Below are 23,404 nucleotides of genomic sequence, written 5' to 3'. Positions count from 1 at the left end.
TGTACAAACAATGTGTTTACGTTGTTCCATGTAAGTACTCTGAATTACCTGAATCCTACAAGATGCCTCCGTTTCATTCGGGTTGTTTCAACTTTTAGAAGTATTATTGATGATGAGACTGAACTTTTATAATACACTGACAAAGACAAAGGACGGGCTTTCCCCAAATAACGGTGAACAGGTTCGCATGTACAGCTGTGGCCCTACCGTTTACAATGTGGTTCACCTGGGTAACCTTCGATCGTTTCTGACTGCAGATGTAATTCAGCGAACAATACGCGTAATTGGCGGCTACCCGGTGCTCTGGGTGATGAATATTACCGACATTGATGACAAAACAATACGTGATTCCGCAACCGGCAGCGGTGCCTGGCTTTCAGAAATGGGAGTGCAGGCTACCGATCCGATGGAAAATCTAAAGGTGTTTACCGCGTACTATATCAGGCAGTTCCACACCACACTTAGCCAGTTTGGTATTGACATTACAGATTTTTATGCTCAGCCTCGTGCAACGGATTACATTGAACCTATGCAGCAAATGGTTCGTGAGATCTATAAGGCAGGCTTTGCCTACGTCCGTGAAGGATCAGTGTATTTTGATGTGAACGCTTACAGCCGTGAGCATGAGTACGGTCAGCTTTACACGATTGACCGCGAAAATTTTAAGGAAGGTGTGCGCATCGATGCCGATGAGTACGACCGTGACTCCGTGAGTGACTTTGTACTCTGGAAGGCGCATAAACCGGGGGAACCCGCTTGGGATTTTGTCTGGGCGGATGGAACAAACCTTCGGGGTCGGCCCGGCTGGCACCTGGAGTGCTCCGCAATGTCGAAAGACATTTTTAAAACCCTGCCGTTCGATATTCATACCGGTGGAGTTGACCTGAGATTTCCGCACCATGAGGACGAACTGGCACAGTGCTGTGCGGCCCATTATGGTACGGGAGAAACGCCCCAGCCATTTGCCGGGCAGAGCAACTTTTGGATTCATAATGAATTCTTAGAAGTTGAAGGTAAAAAGATGAGCAAATCAGCAGGCAACTACTACACACTCCAGGATCTCATTAAAAAAGGTTATAACCCTCTGGATGTCCGCTATGCCATGCTTGGGGCACATTACCGAAGTGTCTATAACTTCACCGTTGAAGGACTGAAGGGGGCTTCGGCTGCCCGAAAACGGATTCAGGAGTATATCTGGGATTTGCTTGATTGTGCGGGTATTGCCGAACTGCCTCCTGAGAAAGCCGGCATTGCTGAAACTAATCCGTTGAAAGGTGTAATGAATGCTTTAGCCGATGATATACATACACCTCGGGCTCTTGCCGAACTTCACCAGTTTATTAGCTCACATCCCGCAACCGGAGTTGCACCACAACAGGCGCTCAGCATACTTTCGGCACTGAGCCTTGTGAATGGTGTTTTTAATGTCTGGACATTTCAGAGCCGCCCCCCCGTGAACATACCCCAGGAGGTTATTAACCTGGCGGAACAGCGGCTGAAGGCGAGAGCCGCTAAAGACTGGGCGGCCAGCGACGTCCTCCGCGACGCAATATCGGCCATGGGGTGGACAGTGCTGGATACCAGGGAAGGTTATAAACTAGAGCCGTTCAATGAGTAGTGATTTTCGGAGTGACGTTGTCGTAATTGGTGCCGGTGCCGTTGGCACTGCTCTAAAGCCATTTGTGTTGGATGTTGTTTCACATGCACAGTTTGAACAATGGCTAAAACCCGATCAAACACGCTATGTGCTAACGATACTTGCTGTGCCCGACACCCACATCCGGTTAGTTGCCGAACGCATTGCCAAGGTTTTGCCTGATGGCAACAACGCTGTTATTGCACATGTGAGCGGACTCAACGGCCCGGACGCCCTTCACGCACTACAGGAGTGCGGCTGGAATACGGCAGCAATGCATCCGTTTCAGACGTTCCGGAATAACCGGACTACTCACGTGAGCGGTATTGGCTGGGGTGTTGAAGCTGACGATGCGGCTGCGGTGGTAATACGGACGTTTATTGAACGTACGGGCGGGAAGATGCACCATTGGCATCATCTCTCGCAGGAACAGCGTTTGCAGTACCATGCCGTTGCTGTTGCGGCAAGTAATATGCTGTACGCATGTTTTGACCTGGCCGTTTCACTGGCACATCACGTGGGGATACCGCCGGAGGACTTTATTCCGCCTATTGCTCAAACCACGCTTGACAACGTGAGGGAGGCACTTCTGAACCGTGAAGGCAAGGTGGAATTTCCGGTGACCGGCCCGCTGGCACGCGGGCAGTTCGATGATGTCCTGCGTCAGCTGCAAGCTCTGCCCGGAGCTCAGCAGAAGCAGTACGCTGTGTTAGCCATGGGGCTGCTTGATAGCCTGTCGGACAGATTTACCAACGAACAAACTGAAGAAATCCGCAACCATCTGCTGAAGTTTATCCGTGAACAATGAACGTTCTGATGCGTCAGAATAGAAACCGGTGATCAAAATCAAGAATACAACAACTAAACAACAGTAGCAATTGCATCACGCATGGCGCTGATGTTTTTTGCAATATCGCCGTGCATAATGCCACTGCCACTTACAAGTACCTGAGCGCCTGCATTCACAACTTCTTTAGCATTCGAAATTTTAATCCCACCATCCACCTCGATAAGAACGTTACCCATGCCATGAGTATCAAGCCACGATCGTAGTGTGGAACAACGGTTCAGGAATGACGGGATGAAGTTTTGTCCACCATACCCGGGATTTACACTCATAAGCAGGATAAAGTCACAGCTCTCGGCTGCCGCAAACGCAAAATCCAGTGGTGTAGCCGGATTCAGAGCCAGACCTGCCTTACAGCCCAGTTGCCTGATTCGGTTTAGAGTGCGATGGATGTGTTTGCACACTTCGGCATGTACACTTATCCACGATGCCCCCGCTGCTGCAAACTGTTCAACCTGATGGTCGGCATTCTGAACCATCAGGTGTACATCTACAGGGAGTGCCGATACCTCCCGTACTGCATTCATGATGGCAGGCCCCATAGTGATGGGAGGTACGAAGTGACCGTCCATCACATCGTAATGTAAAATATCGGCACCGCCGTTTTCGCATTGCCGAACGGTATCACCCAGGGCAGCAAAGTTGGCCGAGAGGAGTGAAGGGGCTATATAGATCATGCTCAGGTAAAAGTTAAATAGTAAAAAAGCAAAACATGGAGTGCTACGGACCGCCGGTAATGATCCCAAGCTGCAAACCATAGGGCGTAACACCCTCGTTAGTGAACCACATCCCAACCACTGTTGCCTGAACCCTAATGTTGGACGTGATCTCGGCACATGCACCGATGCCGGCCTGTGATGCCCATCCGAACGTCATTGACGGATCGGTGAAAAAGTCAAAGCCGGCAAGACCGGAGTTTGATGACGCACCCATTCCTGTTGTCAGGTACGAAAAAGCGCCAAGGCGTGCCGTCCCGGCCAGCCATACGCCCAAGCCCCCTTCCAATGCCATCGCATCCCGCCTGCGGATACCCGTTGTGATAAAATTCAACCCGGCCCACCAGCGCCTGTCATCGTCAATACTGCTAAAGAAGCAAAAACCAAACCCATCGTTATGCCGGTTGTTATCCTGAGGCAGCCATACGCGGTGGACAGATACCAGGCCCCAGGCATTGGACGGAGCACTGCTGGTTCCCAGCTCAGTCTGAGCCCGCAATGGCAGAGCAAGAAGCATACACAACAGAACACATATTCGCATGACCGAAAAATAACCAGAAAGAATTTCTCCCTGCGTGAATTGTCGGCATCATAGCTTTGCCTATGCAGAAATCAATCATACTCTCTGGAATGCAGCCCTCCGGCGATCTGACGTTTGGCCATATTGCAGGCGCACTTCGCAACTGGGTTGTGCTGCAGCGCACCTATGAATCGCTGTTTTGTGTGGTGGACTTGCATGCGATTACGGCAAGACAGGAGCCAGCGAAGTTGCGTAAGTGGACGCTTGACGCGGCAGCAATGTACATGGCCGCGGGGGTTGATCCCGAGGTAAGCACAATTTTCGTGCAGAGCCATGTGCCGGAACACACTCAGCTTGCGTGGGTGCTTACATGTTTAACCGGCATGGGTGAATGTATGCGGATGACTCAGTTTAAAGACAAGAGTCAGCAGCATGCCGACAATGTAAATGTGGGGTTGTTTACCTACCCGATTCTGATGGCCGCCGATATCCTGCTGTACAATGCACATCTTGTTCCCGTTGGCGAAGATCAGAAACAACATCTTGAGTTAACGCGCAACCTTGCGGAACGGTTTAATCACCGGTACACCGACACCTTTGTTGTGCCGGAACCGTACATCCCAAAGGAAGGTGGACGCATCATGTCGCTCCAGGAGCCAACAAGAAAAATGTCGAAGAGCGACCCCAACCGCGGTGCAACAATCTTTCTGACTGACACCGATGCTGAGATCAGGAACAAAATCCGTCGGGCGGTTACTGACTCCGGAAGCACAATTGAGTTTAACGAGGAAACCCGTCCTGGCATCTCGAATCTGATAACGTTACTGCACATCGCAACGGATGTACCCTGTAACACCATCGTGAACGAGTGGTCTGGTGTTTCGGGTTATGCTGATTTTAAAGAAGCCGTGGCAACCGCTGTTACAGACTACGTCAGGCCTATTCGTGAACGATTTCTTGAAATTCGCACCAATACGGATCGCCTTGAAACTATTTTGGGGGAAGGGGCTAAGGCAGCGCAGGATCGGGCAAGGAAGACGCTGCGGAAGGTGTATAAAAAAACGGGATTTATCCCGCTCGGATAACGGTCAGGTAGTATATTGGTGAGTGAACATTTTTACAGATTATACATTTTGATAGTATTGCCATGTCGTTACGATTAACTCCCGTACCAACACCCAAGCCCGTTGCTGACCTGCTGAGCGGCTTAAACCCGCAGCAGGCGCAGGCGGTGTCGTGCACCGGGGGTCCGCTTTTTATCATCGCCGGTGCAGGCAGCGGTAAAACCCGCGTCCTTACAGTCAGGATTGCCAACCTGCTTGCATCCGGAGTTTCGGCACACTCAATTCTTGCGCTTACCTTTACCAATAAGGCCGCTAAGGAGATGAAGGAGCGTATCGAAACACTTGTGGGCAGTCACGGTGTGCACGGAATGTGGGTGGGTACCTTTCATTCGATGTTTTCGAGGATATTGCGGCGCCATGCCGACCTCATTGGACATACAAATTCGTTTACAATTTATGATGCCGATGACCAGCTTGCAGCGGTGAAAGCCGTGATGGCGATGCTTGGCATCTCGCAGCAATTGGTGGCACCTGCTGCTGTACGCGCACGGATATCGGGTGCAAAAAACGCATTGATCAGCTGGCAGGATTTTGAGCGGGAAGCTTCTACACCCAACGAGAGGCAGATTGCTCAGATATTTCAAGAGTACGAAAAACGGTTGCATCAGAGCAACGCCATGGATTTTGATGACTTGCTGATCAACACCATTCAGCTCTTCCGGAGTCAGCCACAGGTGCTTGAGGAGTATCAGGATAGATTCCGGTATATCATGGTTGATGAATACCAGGATACCAACAAGGCGCAGTATATCGTTATCTCGATGCTTGCCCGTAAATACCGCAACCTGTGCGTTGTTGGTGATGACGCACAGAGCATTTACCGGTGGCGTGGCGCCGATATTAACAACATCCTGTCGTTTAAACGCGACTATCCCGAAGCCACCGAGGTACGTCTTGAACAGAATTACAGAAGTACCAAAACCATACTCACAGCAGCAGACTCTGTGATATCACGGAACAGCAGGCAGTTAAAGAAGTCACTGTGGACTGAGAACCCCGACGGAGAAAAGATCGCTCTCTTCTCGTGTCGGGATGACAGGGAAGAAGCCGCAACCATTGTTAGCTACATCAGGGAGCAGATCTTTAACAAGGGTACCGATTACAAAGACGTCGCGATTTTGTATCGGACCAATGCGCAGTCGCAGGCATTGGAAGACGCTTTGCGCAGAGAAAATCTGCCATATCTGATTGTAAGCGGAGTTAGCTTTTACAAGCGTAAGGAAGTTAAGGACACAATTGCATACCTGCGGTTGCTCGTTAATCCGTCTGACACAGAAAGTATCCTGCGAGTAATCAATGAACCCGCCCGGGGGATTGGTGCCACCAGCCTGCAGCGTCTGCAAGAGCACGCAAGCCGATACAACAAAACCCTGTACCAGACTATGCTGGATGTTGGCGCTGTAGAAGGCCTCCAGAAACGGATTCAAACCCAGGTTGCGGATTTTGTTGCTATGGTTGAACGCTTCAGGCAGCACATGAACCAAGAGCCCCCTGCCTCACTTGCGCAAGCCTACATTCATGCTACCGGTATAATGCAGATGTATAAACAGCAGAACACCGATGAAGCTGAAGACAGATATAACAATATTGACAGAGTTCTGTCGCACATCGCAGAGCAGCAGGACCTCGATGCTACCCTTACGCTTGCCACCTACCTTGAGCAGGTTGCGCTTGTAAGTGAACAGGACGACCCGCAACTCGGCAGTAACCGGGTATCGCTGATGACGATGCATGCAGCTAAGGGGCTTGAGTTCCCGCTTGTAATAATAGCCGGGCTGGAACAAGGCTTGTTTCCATTACAAAAGGCCGAGACTGACAGCGCAGAGATGGAAGAAGAGCGGCGGCTGTTCTACGTTGGAATTACCCGTGCGCGCGAAATGCTGGTACTTACGTACGCTGAACGCAGATTCCGATTTGGTGAAATTGGTTTTTCCAGACCATCACTCTTTTTGAGCGAAATTGATGCTGAATGCCTAAGCATGACAGGCCGTGTGCTGGCAGCAACACCTACGTCTCATGCGGGTACCTTCACGTTGGGCGAGGCAAAACAACAGCATCGGAGTCCGTACTCTCAGTTGCCCGAAAAAACATCGTATTCGCAGATACCCAGGCCTAACCGGTACTCCGGTGCCGTACCCCCAAAACCGGGATCAGGGCCGGCAGGTGATGCAAACAGGTACAGTGTTGGGCAACGGGTACGGCATCCGCTCTTTGGAAACGGACGCATTGATAGTTTAAGCGGGACCGGTTCGCAGTCTAAAGCCGTTGTTCAATTTGAAAGCGGACAGAGGAAGCACCTCATGCTATCGTATGCCAAACTTGAGATCTTGTAAGTCTCTGTTCGGGTTAGGTCTGGCCACAGTGCCCTTCACCACACCATTTGCTGTCTGCCGGTACTTATTAAAAGCCCAACAGTAATTCGGTTTTTTTACTAAGCTAAATGCAAACGCATTTCCGGGTTATTAGGCAGCGCGAGGGACGGTAAACGTGATATTGGTGCCCACGCCGTACGTGCTCTGAATGTCGAACGTACCACCGTGGATCTCTACCAAACGCTTTGCAATCACCAGGCCCAGACCAACGCCCTGTTGCTCCTGAACCTGTCTGCGAAACTGGCGATAGGCCCCAATTTGACGCAGCTCCTGCTCCTTCATGCCTATACCATGGTCGCTGATTGAAAAGACAACCTTTGATTTCTGAGGATTTGCCGTGAGTGTAACAGGTGACCCTGCAGGAGAAAAGTATAATGCATTGTCAAGTAACTCGCAGGTAACCTTGTTAAGGTGACGTTCAAGCATTGATACCGGGACACCATCTACGTCCAGCGAAATGGTGAGATCTTTACGGCGGTGGTGCAATTCGGCAACATACGTTGCCGTATCGTACACGATGCTTCCAGGTTCGATGGTTTTAAACTGTCGCATGCGCTCAATATGTAACGGATTCTCGGCCAGTGTCTCGATTTGAGCATACATCAGGAAGTTATCCGTTACCCGAAGCAGACGGCGGGCGGCAGAGAGAACCTCTCCGCTAACCTCACGAATTTCTGCAGGAGTAACTTCCAATGCATGTCCATGAAGGTAGGACGACTGGCCGATAATATCCGTAAGTGGAGTGCGATATTCGTGTGGCAACGCATATAATAACGATGTGTGGCGCGCCACGCTGTCAGTAAGGTCAGATCCGGCAGATTTCTGCGAAATCATGGGCTGAATTGTCATTATTGAGTTAATTCCTACATCCGATAATGGGTAGGAAAGTATCCCGTGCGGTAAATTGGTACCCGGTCGGAGCTTGGCCGATGATACAAGCGCAATAAACGGAGTGTCGGAATGAAGCCCGGCCTTGATAAGGTCTTCCCTAATGTCAGAAGAAGTAATAAACTCCTCGTCCAGGATTACTACAGTTGGGCGGTGGGAACGAACAATTACCATAGCCGCCTGGGCACAGTCGGCTACCAATACCGAAACACCGGCACCTACCAGGCGCTGGGCAGTGTTCGTCCTGCGCTCCTGGTTCGACGCTACCAGTAAAATCAATTTGGGTGTTTGACTGTTCATCATGGTTGTGACCTTTCAACTTGTTCCTCAACTACAAATGCAAACTATCGAGTTAAAATGGCCGATAAAAGTTAAAAAGTGTCTGTTTGTTACATGGCAAAAAGAGGACTCAAATGTTACGTAAAAGTACGTATAGCCCTCTATTTGCACCTTCTTTAGCCATGATTATTACCCTGCTAAGTTTGGGAAATTTTCAATATGTTACATCGCAAGAGGTAAATTCTTTATTAAAAAAAACAGAATACGTAGTTTTACCAAGTATTAATTTTAGCGTGGATAAATTGGCTAACACGTTTATTTTCACGGGGTTACTTCAAACTGACCTTCCGGTTGCGGGTGGACGACTTTTTTTATATAATCAGTACCGTGGTTCGGCTTTTCGTACAACGACGACGGCTGTGCGTGATGATGAGGAGGCGAATGTTACATACCGGTACCCGGTTTCGCCTGACATAGCAGTGCTTGGGCGTAGTTCGTGGGTGTTGTCTCGTGACAGCAGGCTGGTTGGGCTGAGTTCGCTTGAGCGTCTTAATGGGGCGGCTGGAATCGCGGTTACCTTGCCGGGCAATCTGGAGTCTGAGGCAATTGCAGGTGTTGAGCGGACTATGCAGTTGGGGGTTACCACTACAGGTCCGTTGGTAGCAGTCCGGGCCGTTCTGGAGCCAACAATGGTTGACGTAGTAGAGCTGTCAGGAAACGCACTTGGAGACTGGCATAGGATCGATGACACCCGAACAAATTCTGATATTGTTTTTCGGATGAGTGTGCGCCAGGTCTCGGCTGATAGTTCGGAGCTGTTGGCTGATGTATCAGGTCAGCAGGTAGGACGGCAGTATCTGACGTCTGTGTCTGGCAGCAGTACGCCCGATGCTGTTGAAGAGCGTGTTGAACGCAATATTCACGCAACGAGCAGTGTGCGCTACATGCTGCAACCCGCCTTTGGAGTATCGGCAAAAGGGAATGCATGGTTTACCAGGGTTGCAAGGGGCTTTGGCAACCCGGTAGATAACGCACCGCTATCAGCAATATCACGAACTCTTACCGAGGGTGTTATTGATGCCGAGGGGGCAGTCCTATGGCACGGCTCACAGTTTGCGATAACGGCCGGACTGGGATTGTATATCCGAATGGAGGAAAATACGGTTGAGCGCAGGTTCGATGTTGCCGACGCAGATCTAACCTCGTTTCAGCAGCAGGAGTTTATGCGCGATAACCGCACCTATCGTTCCCGTGCCTTTATTCAGGGCTTGTATGTTCCTACGGAAAAGGATTCGGTATCGGTTGATTATTCCTGGTGGCTGCTGCGTTATGATACTCCAAGTGATGGCAATGCCGATGACCGAGATGAACTCAACACGTCTGCACTGGTTAGGTATTCCCGGCGTATGAGCAGTACGCTTCATGTTGGTGCAGAGTTGGGACTGCGTAATACACACCTGGTATTTCTGAAAGCAGCCCGCAGCGCATTTAATAATCAAAATTATGTTATACGGTTTGCACCGTTTCTTTCGATTTCAGCGGGGATTCTTCAGGCTATCCCGCAGGTGGAGATACTTGCCAATTATACTGTTTATGATTTTGAGGGTAAGGGGGCTTCGGCACGTTCATACAGTTTTCGCCAGCTTTCGTATCGCGACAGTGTGAGGCTGAACATCCTACCAACGATTACATTGGAACTGCCGCTACTTGTCCGCTATTTTGAGCGAAGTGTGCTTCTGTGGTCAAGCTTCTCCGAAACACCTCAGGCGGGGTCGCTGGAGTATCTCGTCAGTGCCCTGCTGATAGACAGGTCGGTATCCGGTTGCGATATCGGAGCAGGGGTCCGGTTGTATACATTTGAACAGGCGTCACTGGAGTCGCCGTTGGGTACCTCGAATATCATGAATGCGGTGTATTCCATAGCACCCGAGGCAGTGCTTCGGTATCGTACACGTGCAGGTTCCGAGTTGCGGTTCAGCGGTTGGTACGAGTTTCAGGAGCTGCGTCCATCGGGTAACCGCGAGCTACCCAATTTTATCCTGAGTGCCAGGATTGTACTATGATGGTACCGGGCTCACACATGGTGATAACGCTTCCGTCCACACATGGTGCAGCACGGCTACTTCAGCCAGCAATTGCAGCGGCAGTCATACAACATTCATCTGTTGAGGCTGATGGACTTCAGTCGGTGATTCTTGCGGTTACTGAGGCAGTAACAAATGCGTGCATTCATGGCAACAAACTAAACCCTGCACTGGAGGTTACGGTGCACCTTACTTGTGAGGCCAACCGGTTAACGGTCAGCATCACCGACTGCGGGAGTGGATTCAGCCCCGACGACGTGCCCGATCCTCGTACGGACGACAGGGTGATGCAGCCGGGGGGGCGCGGGTTGCTGGTGATGCGGGAGCTGGCAACAGAGCTCCGGTTTGAACGCCTTGAAGGAGGGATGCGGGTGCTTATGGTGTTTCAGTTTTGAAGCGCATATTTACCCATCATGTCAAATTCAAGATTAACCTGACCTCCGGTATCAAGGAGACCTGCTGTTGTGTTTGCCAGGGTATGTGGTATTAGGGCTACTCTGAGCCAGGCCTCATCCGCTGATAGCGGGCTAATTCCGGCTACGGTCAGCGATACACCGTCAACACAAACCGAGCCGGTGGGAATCACATTCCTGCGCCATTGCGGTGGAAATTCGATGACAAGCTCCTTGCCTGCAGATCGCCCGATCACATCGCGAATTGTTCCTACGGTGTCGATATGACCCTGTACGAGATGTCCTCCTACACGGTCACCAAGCTTCATCGCCCGCTCCACGTTTACAGGTGTTCCTTCTGTGAGGCGTCCCAGTGTGGTTTTGTGTAGAGTTTCGTTCACGACCGTAAACCGTACCGTGGTGCCAGCAACCTCTTCAACGGTAAGGCAACATCCCATTACGGCAATGCTGTGATCTGCGAGTGTGCCGGGAATAATGGCAGGAGCATCAAGAATAAGGGTAACAGAATCTGGGTGACGCTGTACAGATACAATGGTTCCAACAGATTCAACGAGGCCGGTAAACAAGTGTATAGTCTCCAAGATTGATTAATGACAATGGGTGTTGCGGCAGGAGTCGCCAACATCTCCGGCATACTGGTGCGGTGATACGGGATTACTGCTTAAGCTCATCAAACTTGGCCTTCATTGTAGGATTGCCGTGGGTGAGCTTCTTGATGGTGAGATCCTCGGCCTTTTGATTTGCGAGCCGAAGATTATTATCGGACGAGAGTAAGGCTTCCTTGGTTTTCTGCAGGTGATCAATAGTTTTATCAATTTCATCGATTGCTGTTTTAAACTTCCTGCTTGCCAGTTCGTAATTCCTGGCAAAGCCTTCTTTAAAGGCGTTGATTTTACTTTCGAAATTGGTAATGTCCACGCTCTGGCTTCGGGCCAGGGCAAGTTCAGCCTTGTACTGTACAGCATTTAAAGCGGCATTACGTAAAAGGGTGATTATCTGGATGAAGAACTGCGGACGAATCACGTACATCTTCTTGAATCGGTGCGACACATCGACAATACCGGTGTTATAGAGCTCGCTGTCGGCCTCGAGGAGGGATACAAGGACGGCGTACTCGCAGTTTTTCTCGGTCCGGTCTCTGTCCAGCTCCTTCAGGAAGTCTTCATTCTTACGCTTTGTGGTTGTCGAGTCCGATTCGTTCTTCATTTCGAACATAATCGAGATGATTTCAACACCATTTTCATCGGTTTCCCTGAAGATATAGTCACCCTTACTTCCGGAGCGTGCGTCGTTGTCTTTTTCGAAGTATACTCTTGGGAAAGCTGTTGCGCGCAGCTTGTTAAATTCGGTTTCACAGTGCTGTTCAAGAGTTTCGCCAATCATTTTGGTTGACAGGCGCACCTTCATGTCTTTGTGCAGAGCAATTTCTTCGTCCTTACTCTTAATGATGAATTCGCTTTTCTTTAATTCAGCCTGAAACTTCTCGGTTAGCGTTTTTTCGAGCAGTAACTTTTCGTTCTCTGCATTTCGCAGGGTCTGTCTGAGCTCATCACGTTCTTTTTCGATATCTCTGACGGCGGTGGTGACGGTAAGTTCTTGTTCTACTTCAACCCGTCGGAATTCCTGCTTCAGCTGAATGATTTCGGAGTCTCGCTTTTGTATTTCCTCCGTCAACGTCAGCTTTGACGTCATTTTCAGTTGGTTCAGCATTTGTTCCTTTGCCGCCAATTCCTCCCGAAGTCTGTTCGTGACTTCGGCAACAGCTTGGGCAACCGCGCTGTGCTTTTCCTTTTCAGCGTAGCGTAGATTCCGCTGGAGCTCTTCCTCGAACAGATGATCCCGGATTTGCAGCGCAATGTTTGCGTAGCTGGCTTCATCAATTGTGAAAGCTTCCTTGCAATTGGGACAAACGATCTGGTTCATGGTTTTCTGTAGGCAGTGGTACAGTGCGTTGGTAACATATGTCTGCGTGCCGTTCATTTGTCCGGTAATCTTCGGCACAGGCTACTGGCAGCTGTTGCGGCCAGGCAAATGCAATATAGGCGAAACAGATAAATACATTTGTTGATGCCGGCTGTACAGTGTGATTTGGAGTGCCACAGACAATCCTTGCACTCTCATGTATCCGGCATCAGCATGGAAACAAGTAAATTGTTGGTTTCTTTGTGCAACTAAGCGGGGAAAAATGTGGAACATCAGCGGTACATAGCCATTGGGGCAGCGCATCGTGAGCTTGAGCACGTATTGCAGTGTGGCACGGTATCCCAAATGGTGCAGAGTGTTCCGGCAAATGCGGTAATCGTACTTCCCACAATGAATCACCGAACGGAATGGCGTCGTGCCTGGGCGCAGTACAGGGCAACCGAGACGGTTCCGTTGTTGTTTACCTTCCCGCAGCTTTATGAATGGCTTTTTCGTGCGGGTAATACCGATACCGTACAACAGCTGCAGGTGCATGAGTGTACCATGCTGCTGGATGCTGCACTCACACATGCCGGGGTTGAATTCCAACCGTCTGGGTTTAACGCATTAAGCGTGCTTCGGTGGAAACAGGAAGGTCTGACTCCGGCAACAGCATTACAACTGTTACCAAGTGACGGCGGTGTTATGCTCTATCCCGGATCGGAAGAGAAGATACGTATCTGGGAACAGTATGAAATCCTAAAAGGTGATAATACGTTTGACTATGCTGATGTTGTGCAGCATGTTATTTCAACCGTCCCATCTATTCCTGAAAAACTTCCGCAGACAGTACTGGTAGTTGCAATGCACGGCCTATCGCAATGCGATCGAGAATTATTATGCGTCTTACGTGAGACCGGAGTAAGCGTTGGAATACAGTTTGCACCCGCTCCCAGTGAGGGCAACTCCAGTTTAGAAGCTCTGCAATGGTTACTGCTACATGGTTTTTCTCAACCCGAACATCAGGAAGAGGCCGGGACCGAGCCGAAATTAGCCACACATATTTTTCAGGCACCTACCGTGCGCAGTGAAGTCAGGCGGGTGCTTGGTGCTGTAAAGGAGCTGCACAATGCCAAGGTAAGCCTGCACAACATTGCCATCGTGCCGGTGGTGCCGGATATATACAAACCTCTTCTTATGGAATATGCAGCGAACTCGGTTCCGCTTGCCATCGTGAACGAACAGAAACTCTCAATGTGCGCTACTGCACAGCTTCTGCATGGTGTGGTGGAATTTCACTTACACGGCTGGCGAACGCGTGACCTTATCATGCTTCCGTTTGACGGTGCGCCGCAGTATGCACCCGAATACTGTGCGTTGAGGGACACAGCCGAGGTGCTCCGGATGGTTGGAGGAAACGGTGTGCACGAGTGGGTTGAACGGATCCGAAGTAACAACCTTAGCTCACAGGTAATGACTGACATTAAAAAGATTGAGAACATTGAAAGGCACCTTCTTCACAGTAGTGCTGAACGTTTCACCGGAGCACTGAAGCAACTCCTGCCGGATACCGAAACTCCGGAACGACAGCACCTGCTGGCAAGTCTTGACGAGTATGCGGGATCAGCCAAACGTACTGGTCTGATTCACGAGTCTGCCGGTGTTCATCTTGCGCGATGGTGGAAGATTGTTGAGTCCATCACTGTTAGCAGCCTGAACCCCGATGCCGGTAGCATTGCCGTTGTACAGCCAAATGAGCTGCGGTCATTACGATATGAGTATGTTTTTGTGCTTGGGATGACAGACGGCAATCTCCCGTCGCTCAGGGAAGACCCGGTAAACGAGCTCCTTATTGGACGCCGACAACGTGACCTTGAGCAGGAGCAGTGGACTGATGTGGTTACTTCAGTAACCAAACTACTGGTTGCCAGCTATCCTGCTTTTGTAGATGATGATCCCACGATTCCGTCGCAGTTCCTCCCCAATGCACCGCAGGTACCCTCTCCTCTTAAGAGTTTAACACAAGAGTATGATGATGTAGTGCTCAACGAAGCAGACCGCAGGTTTTATCTGGATCCTTGCGAGTATCGCGGTGAGATTTTCCAGCAGGCACTGCAGAAGGGAGATCTGATTTCGGAGACAGAACACTACCTGAAAACGGTAATCGAACAACCAATTAGCCCGTCCCGACTGGATACCGCCATTGCATGTCCATACAAGTACTATGCGTCAGCAGTTCTTAAAGTTGCCGAGACCGACATGCCTTCAGATGATCTTCACCCTACTGAGAGAGGTACGATTTTTCATGAAGTTGCAAGGGAGCTGTTCGAATCGTACAAGCCCACAGGAGCCATCCCTGCGGGTAATCCGGCCGAGATCTCTGAGCATTCTGTTAACCTGGAAGAGATAGACTTTAATGACCTCGTAGCAAAGGCATGCTTGATATACCAGGAGAAGCGGATACGCTACCCTGGCGGATATCCAATGCAAACGGTGGAAGACGGGATGTTGGTGAGCAACGGACGTCGAAGCGGCATCCTGAGCCGTTGGCTCAGGATGGAACAGCAAGTTGCAAAAGATACTAAATTCAGACCATGGTTGTTTGAGTTTGATCAGTTTGATGTTGAGCTTGACGATTATACTCCGCCCCGAAAAGTAAACTGTAAGGTTGACAGAATTGACGTACGAAGCACCGATGGACAGCTGGAGTTCATGATTGTTGACTATAAACTAAGCCGTAGCTCCATACCAGCGGTAATCAAAATACAATGCGGTGAAAGCACACAGGCTGCATTGTATATCAGGGTGGTCCAGCAATGGCTAAACAATAAAAATATCCCGGGCACCGTTGTTGGCATGTGCTATCATACGTTTGGCCGGGAGGCAAGGTCGGCAGACGATCCGGATACGAGATCATGGCTGGGCAGGCAAGGCCCGAGCGCTGATGCGGTTGATACGGCAGCCGGAATTCTTGTGCATACACGTCAGGCTGCTGACCGAATCAGATCGGCCTACTACTCGGTGCAACCGTTAAAAAATGCCTGCGAAAAGTGCTCGTACAGTGAAATCTGCAGAGTATCCGATTATGGAGAGGCACATCCCTAACTAACTGATCAGAAGTATTTATGGCAAAGCGAACCAAGAGAAAACGGCAAGAGCTCAGTCCATCTGAACTGACCTGGAAATGTCCGAGCACATTATTACCCTTCAAATCAACACGTGAGTTAAAGCCCCTTAGCAGAATCGTAGGGCAGGACAGAGCCGTTGATGCGCTCCGGCTGGGCGCACGAATACGGTCACAGGGGTATAACATCTGGGCATCAGGTGTAGTGGGTACCGGCCGGATGACAACGATACGAGGGATCCTGGACGAGTTTAAGGCGGAGAGCCCACAGTTAAGTGACTTTGGATATGTAAATAATTTTAAGAGCGAGGATGCTCCGGTTTTACTTCGATTTCACGCCGGAGAAGGGCGTGTGTTTTGCAGAATGATTGATGATGCCTACGCTTTTCTTGCGCGTCGAATTCCGCATTTATTCGAAGAAGAAGGATTTCAGAAAGGCAGAAAGGAAATCATTCAGCGGTATCAGGCTCAAGAACAGCAAATTCTGGTTGAGTTCGATCAAAAGTTACGTCCCGAAGGCTTTGTACTTGGCCACATCCAGGATGAAGAGGGTAATACGCGAACCGAGGTCTTTCCGTTCATTGATGGGAAGCCCACAACACCGGAAGAGCTGGAGCAGATGTTTCAGGAAGGGAAGATTACCGCCCAGCAACTTGCCGCGATCAGAGATGCCTATAGCCGGCACCGGGACAGTTTGAATGACATTGGCAGACGCAGCATGCGAATAATGACCGACTTTCGGAAGGAACTCTCACAGTACGATCAATCGGCTGTTGGCCTGCTGATAAAAGGAGTGTTTGATGATGTGCGCAGGTCGTTCCCGCGCGACAGGGTGTCGGCATTCCTTGATGGAGTAACACGGTATATTCTTGACAACCTGGAATCATACGTGAAGGTTAGCTCTGCAAAACTCACGGGCACGGTGGACGAAGCTACCGAGGAACTAAGTGCGGAAATTGTACGAGTGCTGAGTGTTAACCTGATTATTGATAACTACGACCAGCGGGAGGCGCCCGTCGTTATCGAAACATCACCCACCTATGCCTCACTTTTTGGAATTATCGAGCGTCGGCTGGATGCCAGAGGCTATACCACAAGTGACTTCACTCAAATCCGTGCCGGCTCGGTTCTGAAGGCTGACGGCGGCTTTATCGTTTTGAATGCGATGGACGTGCTGGCTGACCCCGTTATCTGGCAGGCATTAAAAAAAGTGATATTGTACGGTAAGGTTGAGCTACAGCCCATCGATGCACAGAGTCAGCTCACAGCAATCAAGCCCGATGCAATCGAGGTTAACGTCAAGGTAATACTTCTTGGCGATCCATCCATCTACCTTGCCTTATGGGATGGCGAAGAGGACTTTCATAAAATGTTTAAGATTCATGCTGAGTTTGACGATTTAACTGACAGAACGCCGGCAATGATTAAAGACTACGCGTCGTTTTTTGCCAAGATGGCCGAGCAAGAAAACCTGTTACACTGCGACACGTCTGGAGCGGCTGCCTTGATCGAGTGGGCAGTGGCCTATACCGATTCGCAGGAGAAGATTACGCTGCAGTTTAGCTACGTAGCTGACTTGATGCGGGAATCAGACTTTTTTGCTCGGGCTGCAGGCGCCAGTCTGATTGCCCGCACCCACGTTCGAACGGCCCTGGAACAGCGCCGGTGGCGCAGCAACAGCGTTGATGAACGCCTACGCGAACAAATTGTAAAAGGCAGTCTGCTGATTGATGTTGAAGGCAGCAGGGTAGGGCAAATCAATGGACTGACGATTTATCAGAGCGGGATCATGGCATACGGTAAACCATCTCGGATTACTGCAACCGTGAGCGCCGGGAATGCAGGGATCATTAACATCGAGCGGGAAGTCGATATGTCGGGTCCGATTCACAACAAGGGTGTTCTAATTCTATCGGGTCTGCTCAGATCGATCTTTTCACGCTCCCAGTCGATGAGCTTTACTGCAAGTATTGCCTTTGAACAGTCGTATGGCGGAGTGGACGGAGATAGCGCCAGCGTGGCAGAGATAATCGCGCTGCTGAGTGCCATCAGCAATATACCGGTTCGCCAGGATCTGGCTATCACCGGATCAATTAATCAAAAAGGTGATATTCAGGCAATTGGTGGCATCAACGAAAAAATAATTGGCTTTTACGAGGTCTGCACGGATAAGGGGCTTACCGGAACTCAGGGGGTTGTACTTCCTCACCAGAACGTACATGATTTGATGCTGCGTGAAGACGTTGTGGCCGCCGTACAACATGGAAAATTCCATCTGTATCCGGCTGAACGGCTCGAAGATGCCATCGAACTGATGATGGGCCTGCCCGCAGGAGATATTCAGACGGACAAGCAGTTTCCCAAGGGATCGGTATTTGCTGTTGTCAAAGAAAAACTTGATATCTTGCACGACGCTTCGAGGGTAAACCGATAATTATGAATCCGACCACGGTAGTTCATGCAGATAACATTCTAACACATCTGGAGCTTGATCCGCAACTGGTTTCGTATTATGATCCCAGCATTAGCCGGACAACAATACAGACTGTGCGGTCAGGGACGTACTCAGCACCCGATGCGATTGTTCAGGCAGTATTCGATGTCCTGCAGGCCGATGTGGAGCTCGGCACAGGGTCATCGCCCGGACTGATAGACAGATATTCGTTGGCGATGTCTGTTTTTGAACAGGCGGGTGAGTACCATGCCGCCCGGCTGGTAGAACTTCGCATTGCAGATGCCGCCTATTTGGGTTCACAGTTTAGCCTGGCTGCCAGGCATTACACTGCCGTTGTTGACTACTTCCGGAACACCGGCGACAATAAATATCTTGGCTACGTTTTAGAGAGTTTTGGCATCGTACAACATTATTTGGGCGACTTTGGCAGAGCAGAACGGCTCCTGGTAGAAGCAGAGCGAATGTGGGAGTTGTGCGGAGCAATAACAAAGGTTACCAGCGTTCGCGTAAACCTTGCCAACCTGCATCTGGACTCCGGGAATTTTGCAACAGCGGAAGAGTACTATAAAGAAGCGATACAGGGGTTTGAAACGTCAGGCGACGAAGTCCGACGTGCAATGGTTGCTACGAATCTTGGAATTCTTTTCATAAAGCAGACTCGTTTCGCAGAAGCAGCGGAACTGTTTTACGGTGCATTAGATGTTTTTCAGAGACACGATAAGGTTGAATATACTGCTACTGTGCTTGGTGCGATTGGGAATACTCATGAGGCTGCAGGTAATCCAACAATGGCCATAAGCTGGTATAAGCAGGCACTGGATTGTGGCATGAAGTTGGGGAACGCCAACCTGATTACGGAAAAAAGTATTCAACTTGGTGAAGTACTCACAAGTGTATGCAGGTTTGACGAAGCTTTGTATCATCTGGAACAGGCTGCCACACTGTGTATCACGGGAGCTGACTACAAAGGATTGTGCACAGTGAACACCCAGATGGCCATGGTTTTCCTTGGAACTGGTAATACCGATGAGGCTTGGAAGAGGATCAGTGAGGCAGCTGCTTACGCTTCAGATCAGAACTGGAATACACAGCTGGTACTGTGTAAATTGGTTTCTGCACAAATCGCAATCGAAATTGGGGATGACGAAAGGGCCTTGGGCCTGCTCCGGAGTATTGAAGAAGTCGCTGCATCCTTGCGAACGGAATACGAACTGGTACAGATACTGAACTTACAATATCTGCTCCATAAAAAGTACGGACAGTTTCCTGATGCGTTGCGGTATTTGGAGCGGTATCGTGAACTCAATGAAAAAATCCTTGGTCTCGAAAAGCAGCGGAACCTGGCAATGGTAGAGGTAAAGCTGCGTTTCGAAGCACAACAACGTGAACATGCACTTGCCCTGCAAGAAGAACAGCGGGTTCGCGAGCAGCAACGCATACTGCTGGAGAATATGGTCCCTGCTACTATTGCTGAAAGGTTACTGAATGGTGAGGCGTTTATTGCCGAACAGTTTGATGACGTTAGTGTGCTCTTTTTTGATATCGTTAATTTCACCCAAATGGCGGCCTCGACATCACCGGCTGTAGTAATAGATTTTCTTAATATCCTGTATAAACAGTGCGATGAGGCGGTCGCACGGCATGGTCTTACCAAAATTAAAACGCTCGGCGACTCGTACATGACCGTTGCAGGAGCACCGGTACCGCAGAATGATCATGTTGAAAGGATGGTAGGTGCCGCGCTGGAGTTGCAGCGAATTGTTAGTGCCTTTGCTGATACCACCTCAGCCCTGGTAAAACATGAGTTGTTCTCAGAAAAGTATCACACACTGAAGGTGCGGTTCGGTGTGCACTGTGGTCCGGTTAGTGCAGGAGTAATCGGTGAAATCCGTATGGTGTACGATGTGTGGGGCGATACCGTTAATGTTGCCGCCCGTTTGGAACAAACAGCAGGGCCCGGCGAGCTTCATGTATCTGATCAGTTTCGGAAGCGAGTGTTGGAAATCGGTGACGGTTTGGCAACGTTCACGTCACGCGGAAAAAGAGAGATGAAAGGTAAGGGTATGATGCAGACGTGGACCATGACGGCACCTAGTGCTTGAAATGCCGCATCCCGGTAAACATCATTGCCAGCCCGTGGTCATTCGCTGCCTGAATCACTTCATCATCCCTAACAGAGCCCCCCGGTTGAATGATGCACGTGGCACCAGCTTGGGCAGCCTGCAGTAATCCGTCAGCAAAAGGGAAAAAGGCATCGGACGCTACAGCACATCCTTGCAACGAGAGTCTGGCATCAGATGCTTTTAAGGCAGCTATCCGCGCTGAATCAACACGTGACATCTGACCGGCACCGATGCCCAATGACCGGTCTGCCTGGGCATACACAATGGCGTTACTCTTAACGTGTTTGGCAATCTTCCATGCAAACATCATTGCCTGGTGCTCGTTGGATGTTGGCTGGCGTTTGGTAACAACTCGTAGCTCATTGCTGTTAAGCAGGCGAGCGTTGGCCTGCTGAATCAGGAATCCGTTCGTTACGGTGCGAATATCTAAACCGGCTTCTGGAGTTTTGCTGAAAACAGTGGTGATAACAAGCCGTCGGTCTTTCTTTTTCCTAAGGATCGCTAACGCACCATCCGAAAACGACGGTGCAATGATAACTTCGGTGAATATCGGATGGATATGGCTTGCAAACTCTTCGTCAACTTCTGTATTAACGCAGATGATTCCCCCAAAGGGGCTTACAGTGTCGGTGGCAAATGCTTTTTCCCATGCATCTATAAGCCCCGTTCCACTTCCAACTCCACATGGGTTGTTATGCTTGATGATGCACACAGTTGGTTCGGTAAACTCCAGGCACAGCTTAGCCGCTGCATCAACATCCAGGACGTTGTTATAGCTTAGCTCCTTGCCGTGGACCGACTGGAAGCTCTGGGTAAAACGTCCGTACAGCATCGCTTGCTGCTGCGGATTTTCGCCGTACCGCAGATGCAAATCCTGCTTCAAGGGGATCGCCGTTTCGGACGGGAACAGGGTGCCCGTTTTTGTGGAAAGGTATGAGCTGATCATGGCATCGTAGCGGGCCGTATGCGAAAAGGCTTCCATTGCCAGTTTCTCACGTACATCCAATGGTATCTCGGCATGAGTGTGTATGCTTTCCCGGATTTGTGTGAGTACTGTGCTATACTGTTCGGGGTTAACAACAACCAGCGTATTGGCATAGTTCTTCGCAGCAGCGCGTATCATGGCCGGACCACCTATGTCGATATTCTCAATGATGTCATCATGAGTTGAGTTGCTGTCTGCGACGGTTTTCTCGAATGGGTATAGATTGATCACCGCAATGTCAATTTTATTAATACCATGCTTCTGCATTTGTTCAGCATGTGCCGGGTTCGTTGGGATTCCCAGCAAACCTCCATGGATGTTCGGGTGCAACGTCTTCACTCTTCCGTCCATTATTTCAGGGAAACCTGTTACATCGGATACCGGTGTCACCGGGATGCCTTCTTGCCTGAGAAGGGCGGCTGTGCCACCAGTGGATATGATGCTGAAGCCAAGCTGATGGAGTTCACGGGCTAACGCGACAACATCGGTTTTATCTGAAACCGAGATAAGGGCAGTGCGTGATGTCATGCACAAAGCTACAGGACCGGATTGCTTTACGACGTTGACTTTAGCCTTCCAAGGCTTCGTCGGCAACGTGAAAACTGCCGCAGATCAGCGTGCGTCCAAGGCTGCGGGCGTGGTGACAGGCAGCGGCAACCGAGGGATGAACATGAACCTCAGTAAAGCCGGCATCCTGTGCCAATGTCTCAAGAATGGTAACCGGCGCGGCACGTGGAATGTGCGGCGTACACAGGTGTAGGGATTGTGTCACCGGGAGCAGAGCATGGAGCATGCCCGGTATGTCTTTATCGTGCATGGCACCGAAAACAACCTGCCACGAAGCAGGTGCGTACCCGGCATCCAAAAGGGTGGTACAGAGGCACGCAATGCCCGATGGATTATGGCTAACATCCAGCACCACCACGGAGTCTGTGCCGATCCGCTGGATACGTCCCGCCATACCCGTGGATTCTCGAACATGCAGAAGTCCGAGACGTATGTGCTCTGGCCCGATAAAAAGTGTGCCCTGAAGCTGCTGCACGGCACAGAGGACGGTTGCAATGTTATCGGCCTGGTGTTTTCCGGCAAGTTCGGTATTAAAATAGCTTAGGGTTTCGTTCCAGATGACAGAAACCTGCATGGTCAGGTCGCTGTGAATGGAATCAACATCTACCTGTACGCTGTTGGCTGTGAAGATAATTGGAGCGTTATTCCGTGCTGCCTCCTGCCGGAACACGTCGGCAACACGGGTACGGTTTGCCGTATCGTGATTCACAATTCGGGGTCCGAGCACGACCGGCGTATCCGGCTTTATGATGCCGGCTTTTTCGGAAGCGATGCTGTCCAGCGACGTGCCAAGGTATTCGGTATGGTCGTAGTCAATCGAGGTAATGATACTCAGCAGCGGACTAATGATGTTGGTAGCGTCATAGCGGCCGCCAAGACCAGTTTCGATAATGGCGACGTCGGTGTTTTGTTCTGCGAAGTACAGAAACGCGAGTGCCGTTGTAACTTCAAAAAACGTTCCGCCAATTTGTTTAGCATGTTCCATCAGTGGCGGAGCCAGGCGCATTATAGTTGCATCGGAAATCGCCTCGCCGTTAATGCGAATTCGTTCGTTAAACCTTCGAATATGCGGTGAAGTGTACAAGCCAACCTTGTAACCTGCGCACTGAAGGATGGACGCAAGCATTGCGCAGGTGCTGCCCTTCCCGTTGGTACCGGCAACGTGGATAGCATGCAGGTGTTTGTGCGGGTTGCCAACAGCGGAGCAGAGTGACAGTACCCGGGATGTTCCGGGCTTAATGGCCGACGTAAACGTCATGCTAAACAACTCTTGCAGCAACAGATCTACATTCATGGTTCGATTAAGGCGAAAAATAAAGCCCCTTCACAAAAAGTAAAGGGGCTTGGATTTTAGATCACGACGGAGTGA

16 protein-coding genes are annotated in these 23,404 nt (G+C 50.2%); 9 read left to right on the top strand and 7 right to left on the bottom strand.

Going from position 1 to position 23,404, the window contains the following annotated elements:
• The first annotated feature begins 109 nt into the window (after positions 1-109).
• A complete protein-coding gene (locus HRU79_03860) occupies positions 110-1,618 on the top strand; it encodes a cysteine--tRNA ligase (protein QOJ25829.1) in 1,509 nt (502 codons plus the stop codon).
• A complete protein-coding gene (locus tag HRU79_03855; GenBank protein QOJ25828.1) occupies positions 1,611-2,444 on the top strand; it encodes a DUF2520 domain-containing protein in 834 nt (277 codons plus the stop codon). Before HRU79_03860 ends, HRU79_03855 begins: the two co-directional genes overlap by 8 nt.
• 53 nt (positions 2,445-2,497) lie before the next feature.
• On the opposite strand, the gene rpe is transcribed toward HRU79_03855, so the two are convergent.
• Both rpe and HRU79_03845 read right to left on the bottom strand, forming a co-directional pair.
• Positions 2,498-3,160 carry a ribulose-phosphate 3-epimerase gene (rpe, locus tag HRU79_03850; GenBank protein QOJ25827.1) on the bottom strand — a complete coding sequence of 221 codons (663 nt, stop codon included), beginning with the start codon at positions 3,158-3,160 and terminating at the stop codon, positions 2,498-2,500.
• A gap of 43 nt (positions 3,161-3,203) precedes the next feature.
• On the bottom strand, positions 3,204-3,740 hold the full coding sequence (locus tag HRU79_03845; protein QOJ25826.1) for a hypothetical protein: 537 nt from the start codon (positions 3,738-3,740) through the stop codon (positions 3,204-3,206).
• Between the two features lie 62 nt (positions 3,741-3,802).
• Between HRU79_03845 and trpS the strand changes: the two genes are divergently transcribed.
• Together trpS and HRU79_03835 are read left to right on the top strand one after the other, a co-directional pair.
• Positions 3,803-4,804 carry a tryptophan--tRNA ligase gene (gene trpS, locus HRU79_03840; protein QOJ25825.1) on the top strand — a complete coding sequence of 334 codons (1,002 nt, stop codon included), beginning with the start codon at positions 3,803-3,805 and terminating at the stop codon, positions 4,802-4,804.
• A 62-nt stretch (positions 4,805-4,866) separates the two neighbouring features.
• The gene (locus HRU79_03835; GenBank protein QOJ25824.1) at positions 4,867-7,176 is read left to right on the top strand and encodes a UvrD-helicase domain-containing protein; all 2,310 of its coding nucleotides are present in this window, start codon (positions 4,867-4,869) and stop codon (positions 7,174-7,176) included.
• 129 nt (positions 7,177-7,305) lie between these two features.
• Here HRU79_03835 and HRU79_03830 read toward each other — a convergent pair whose 3' ends face one another.
• Entirely contained in the window at positions 7,306-8,406 is a 1,101-nt protein-coding gene (locus HRU79_03830) for a hybrid sensor histidine kinase/response regulator (protein ID QOJ25823.1), read from the bottom strand.
• A gap of 269 nt (positions 8,407-8,675) precedes the next feature.
• Here HRU79_03830 and HRU79_03825 point away from each other — a divergent pair, with 269 nt between their 5' ends.
• Positions 8,676-10,445, top strand: coding sequence for a hypothetical protein (locus tag HRU79_03825; protein QOJ25822.1), 1,770 nt, complete (start codon positions 8,676-8,678; stop codon positions 10,443-10,445).
• Positions 10,442-10,861, top strand: a complete 420-nt coding sequence (locus HRU79_03820) for an ATP-binding protein (GenBank protein ID QOJ25821.1) — start codon at positions 10,442-10,444, stop codon at positions 10,859-10,861. Before HRU79_03825 ends, HRU79_03820 begins: the two co-directional genes overlap by 4 nt.
• Here the strand turns inward: HRU79_03820 and HRU79_03815 are convergent.
• Together HRU79_03815 and HRU79_03810 are read right to left on the bottom strand one after the other, a co-directional pair.
• Positions 10,852-11,445 carry a riboflavin synthase gene (locus HRU79_03815; protein QOJ25820.1) on the bottom strand — a complete coding sequence of 198 codons (594 nt, stop codon included), beginning with the start codon at positions 11,443-11,445 and terminating at the stop codon, positions 10,852-10,854. The genes HRU79_03820 and HRU79_03815 overlap by 10 nt on opposite strands.
• Before the next feature lie 88 nt (positions 11,446-11,533).
• A complete protein-coding gene (locus HRU79_03810) occupies positions 11,534-12,802 on the bottom strand; it encodes a DUF2130 domain-containing protein (protein QOJ25819.1) in 1,269 nt (422 codons plus the stop codon).
• A gap of 390 nt (positions 12,803-13,192) precedes the next feature.
• Between HRU79_03810 and HRU79_03805 the strand changes: the two genes are divergently transcribed.
• Genes HRU79_03805 through HRU79_03795 form a run of 3 tightly spaced genes read left to right on the top strand, consistent with a single transcriptional unit; the run spans position 13,193 to position 20,462 of the window.
• On the top strand, positions 13,193-15,886 hold the full coding sequence (locus HRU79_03805; GenBank protein QOJ25818.1) for a PD-(D/E)XK nuclease family protein: 2,694 nt from the start codon (positions 13,193-13,195) through the stop codon (positions 15,884-15,886).
• Positions 15,887-15,906: 20 nt separating this feature from the next.
• Complete coding sequence (locus HRU79_03800) at positions 15,907-18,339, top strand: AAA family ATPase (protein ID QOJ25817.1); 2,433 nt, start codon at positions 15,907-15,909, stop codon at positions 18,337-18,339.
• A 2-nt stretch (positions 18,340-18,341) separates the two neighbouring features.
• Positions 18,342-20,462, top strand: coding sequence for a tetratricopeptide repeat protein (locus HRU79_03795; GenBank protein ID QOJ25816.1), 2,121 nt, complete (start codon positions 18,342-18,344; stop codon positions 20,460-20,462).
• On the opposite strand, the gene purH is transcribed toward HRU79_03795, so the two are convergent.
• Together purH and HRU79_03785 are read right to left on the bottom strand one after the other, a co-directional pair.
• Positions 20,452-21,996, bottom strand: a complete 1,545-nt coding sequence (purH, locus tag HRU79_03790; GenBank protein ID QOJ25815.1) for a bifunctional phosphoribosylaminoimidazolecarboxamide formyltransferase/IMP cyclohydrolase — start codon at positions 21,994-21,996, stop codon at positions 20,452-20,454. The two genes, HRU79_03795 and purH, sit on opposite strands and share 11 nt — an antisense overlap.
• 40 nt (positions 21,997-22,036) lie before the next feature.
• Positions 22,037-23,329 carry a bifunctional folylpolyglutamate synthase/dihydrofolate synthase gene (locus HRU79_03785; protein QOJ25814.1) on the bottom strand — a complete coding sequence of 431 codons (1,293 nt, stop codon included), beginning with the start codon at positions 23,327-23,329 and terminating at the stop codon, positions 22,037-22,039.
• Positions 23,330-23,404 lie beyond the last annotated feature (75 nt).

The sequence above is a fragment of the Ignavibacteria bacterium genome (assembly GCA_015709655.1).
Lineage (GTDB): Bacteria > Bacteroidota > Ignavibacteria > Kapaibacteriales > Kapaibacteriaceae > OLB6.
Note: the sequence above shows the minus strand (reverse complement) of the source record. Positions and strands in the feature narration are given on the sequence as shown.